Origin of the sequence: Vibrio sp. V42_P2S4T144 (assembly GCF_009904715.1) — a bacterium.
Lineage (GTDB): Bacteria > Pseudomonadota > Gammaproteobacteria > Enterobacterales > Vibrionaceae > Vibrio > Vibrio alginolyticus.
The window spans coordinates 1-2,877 of sequence record NZ_WXWS01000452.1; the positions used below are offsets into that span (position 1 = coordinate 1).

The following is a 2,877-nucleotide window of genomic DNA, read 5'->3' on the forward strand; positions in this document are numbered from 1 at the left end:
TACTTACACAGCATCTCCAAGTTCAATGAAGAAAAGATTAATGGCCAGTCTTAATCATGCTTGTTTATCCAATCAACCTTTAGACCTTTGGCTAACTTAACACTTCATTAACATAACATTTTACCCCTTTGCTCGCTGCAAAAGCCCATAGCATGGAGGTTCTTCATTTTTAACACCCCGACTAAAGTTGAAAAGAGTTATTGCCAACACCTTGCTAATGTACATATTGAAACATTTCATTAACAACAATACCAATCGTAAGGAGACGGCAATGGCATTTGAAAGCGAAGAAAGAGCCAAAGCCTATTGGGACAAAAACGTGAAGCTCATGATCGGCCTAATGGTCATCTGGTTCGTCGTGTCTTTCGGCTGCGGCATTTTATTTGTCGACGTACTAAATCAATTTCAACTAGGCGGTTACAAACTCGGTTTCTGGTTTGCTCAACAAGGCTCCATCTATGCCTTCCTAGGAATTATTTTCTATTACGCATGGAAGATGCGCCAAATTGACCGTGAATTCGGCGTGGACGAATAAGGAGTCACTCAGATGGATTTGAAAACTATTACCTACCTGGTCGTTGGCGCCACGTTCATCCTGTACATCGGGATTGCTATTTGGGCTCGCGCCGGCTCAACCAAAGAGTTTTATGTTGCTGGTGGCGGTGTAAACCCGATTGCAAACGGTATGGCAACCGCAGCCGATTGGATGTCCGCAGCGTCGTTTATCTCAATGGCAGGCTTAATTGCCTTCATGGGCTATGGCGGCTCAGTATTTCTAATGGGTTGGACTGGTGGCTACGTTCTGCTTGCGCTGTTGCTAGCGCCTTACCTACGCAAATTTGGTAAGTTTACGGTGCCAGAGTTTGTTGGTGAACGCTTTTACTCCAATACCGCACGTATCGTAGCGGTTGTTTGTCTTATCATCGCATCAGTGACTTATGTTATCGGTCAGATGAAAGGCGTGGGCGTTGCGTTTGGCCGCTTCTTAGAAGTGGACTACTCCACTGGCCTATTAATTGGTATGTGTATCGTTTTCATGTACGCGGTTCTTGGCGGCATGAAAGGCATCACTTACACGCAGATTGCTCAATATTGCGTACTCATTCTTGCTTACACTATCCCTGCAATCTTTATCTCTCTGCAACTCACTGGTAACCCAATCCCACAAATTGGTCTGGGGAGTACCATGGCTGGTACCGATGTCTATCTACTCGATCGGCTTGACCAAGTTGTGACCGAACTCGGATTCAGTGAATACACGACCCAAGTACGTGGCGACACACTTAATATGTTTGTCTACACCATGTCACTGATGATTGGTACTGCCGGTCTACCACACGTAATTATCCGTTTCTTTACCGTGCCGAAGGTTCGCGACGCACGTACATCAGCAGGCTGGGCTCTGATCTTCATCGCAATCCTTTACACTACAGCACCAGCGGTATCAGCGATGGCTCGTCTCAACCTAATGAATACGGTAAATCCAGCTCCGGGTCAGCACCTAGCGTATGACGAGCGTCCTGCGTGGTTCAAAAACTGGGAAACAACTGGACTACTCGGTTTTGACGATAAAAATGGCGATGGCAATATCCAATACACTTCAGATGCGTCCACCAACGAACTGCGCGTTGATAACGACATCATGGTATTGGCTAACCCAGAGATCGCTAAACTACCAAACTGGGTGATCGCACTTGTGGCAGCAGGTGGTCTTGCAGCTGCACTATCTACCGCAGCAGGTTTACTACTCGCCATTTCTTCAGCTATTTCCCATGACTTAATCAAAGGGGTTATCAATCCGAACATATCCGAGAAAAAAGAGCTACTTGCTAGTCGAATATCAATGGCAGTAGCGATAGCAGCCGCAGGCTATCTCGGTTTAAATCCGCCTGGATTTGCCGCAGGTACGGTAGCACTCGCCTTTGGTCTTGCCGCTTCATCCATCTTCCCTGCATTGATGATGGGCATCTTCAGCAAGAGCATCAACAAAGAAGGCGCAATCGCCGGTATGATTGCGGGTATCAGTATTACGCTGTTCTACGTATTCCAACACAAAGGCATCCTTTTCGTTGCTGATTGGAAATATCTAGAAAGCTGGGGAACAAACTGGTTCCTGGGTATTGAGCCAAACGCGTTTGGTGCTATTGGCGCACTATTTAACTTCATCGTCGCATTCGCTGTCTCCAAAGTAACAGCAGAAACGCCACAAGAAGTAAAAGACCTAGTCGAACACGTTCGCGTGCCAGTAGGTGCTGGTAGTGCAGTGGATCACTAAAAACTAATCAAAACCACAAAAGCCCCGTTTGGAACCAGCCGTCCGGGGCTTTTTTATTCTCACTTTTCAGTTACCATATTCGCAGTATGTCGTTGCAAGGAAGCCAAGATGTTCAAAAACAAGCACTTTATTCTCGCTCTACTGATTGCGCCAGTTCTCTCTTTGATCGCTTACTTCGGTACCGATATGGCCCTCAGCGAGAAGCCCCACGCGGCGCAAGAAGGGGAAACTTACAAACTCGCGAGTAAGTCTAATTGTCGTTACACCAGCGGTCTGTGTGATATGGAAAATGGCGATTTTAAAGTGAAATTTCGCTCGGAAAAACTCACTAAAAATAACTTAGAATTGTCACTCAACGCCGCTTACCCACTCGAAGGGGTTAAAGTTTCTATTGTGAGTGACAAAGAGAAAAACGCTCAACCGATTGATATGAAGCCCGCAGATCAAGCAGGCCAAAGCTGGTACATCACCTTACCAAAGCCTGCATCTGCAGAAAGCTGGTTAAGAGTCGTCATTCAATCAGGCGGCACACTATATTATGGTGAAACACAAACCGCATTTGTGAAGTACGAAACCTTATTTACTGAATAACGGCGACAAGC

At 46.2% G+C, this 2,877-nt stretch carries 3 protein-coding genes; all 3 read left to right on the forward strand.

What is annotated here, in order from left to right; all coding sequences use genetic code 11:
* Positions 1–271 precede the first annotated feature (271 nt).
* Positions 272–535, forward strand: coding sequence for a DUF4212 domain-containing protein (locus tag CAG68_RS15275; RefSeq protein WP_005382373.1), 264 nt, complete (start codon positions 272–274; stop codon positions 533–535).
* Between the two features lie 12 nt (positions 536–547).
* A complete protein-coding gene (locus CAG68_RS15280) occupies positions 548–2,275 on the forward strand; it encodes a sodium:solute symporter family protein (RefSeq protein ID WP_005382372.1) in 1,728 nt (575 codons plus the stop codon).
* Between the two features lie 108 nt (positions 2,276–2,383).
* The gene (locus CAG68_RS15285) at positions 2,384–2,866 is read left to right on the forward strand and encodes a hypothetical protein (protein ID WP_005382371.1); all 483 of its coding nucleotides are present in this window, start codon (positions 2,384–2,386) and stop codon (positions 2,864–2,866) included.
* Positions 2,867–2,877: the final 11 nt, after the last annotated feature.

What these genes read in the sequence shown, in the direction of transcription:
- CAG68_RS15280 (WP_005382372.1), top strand. Translation starts at nt 548, where the DNA reads ATGGATTTGAAAACTATTACCTACCTGGTCGTTGGCGCCACGTTCATC.
- CAG68_RS15275 (WP_005382373.1), top strand. Translation starts at nt 272, where the DNA reads ATGGCATTTGAAAGCGAAGAAAGAGCCAAAGCCTATTGGGACAAAAAC.
- CAG68_RS15285 (WP_005382371.1), top strand. Translation starts at nt 2,384, where the DNA reads ATGTTCAAAAACAAGCACTTTATTCTCGCTCTACTGATTGCGCCAGTT.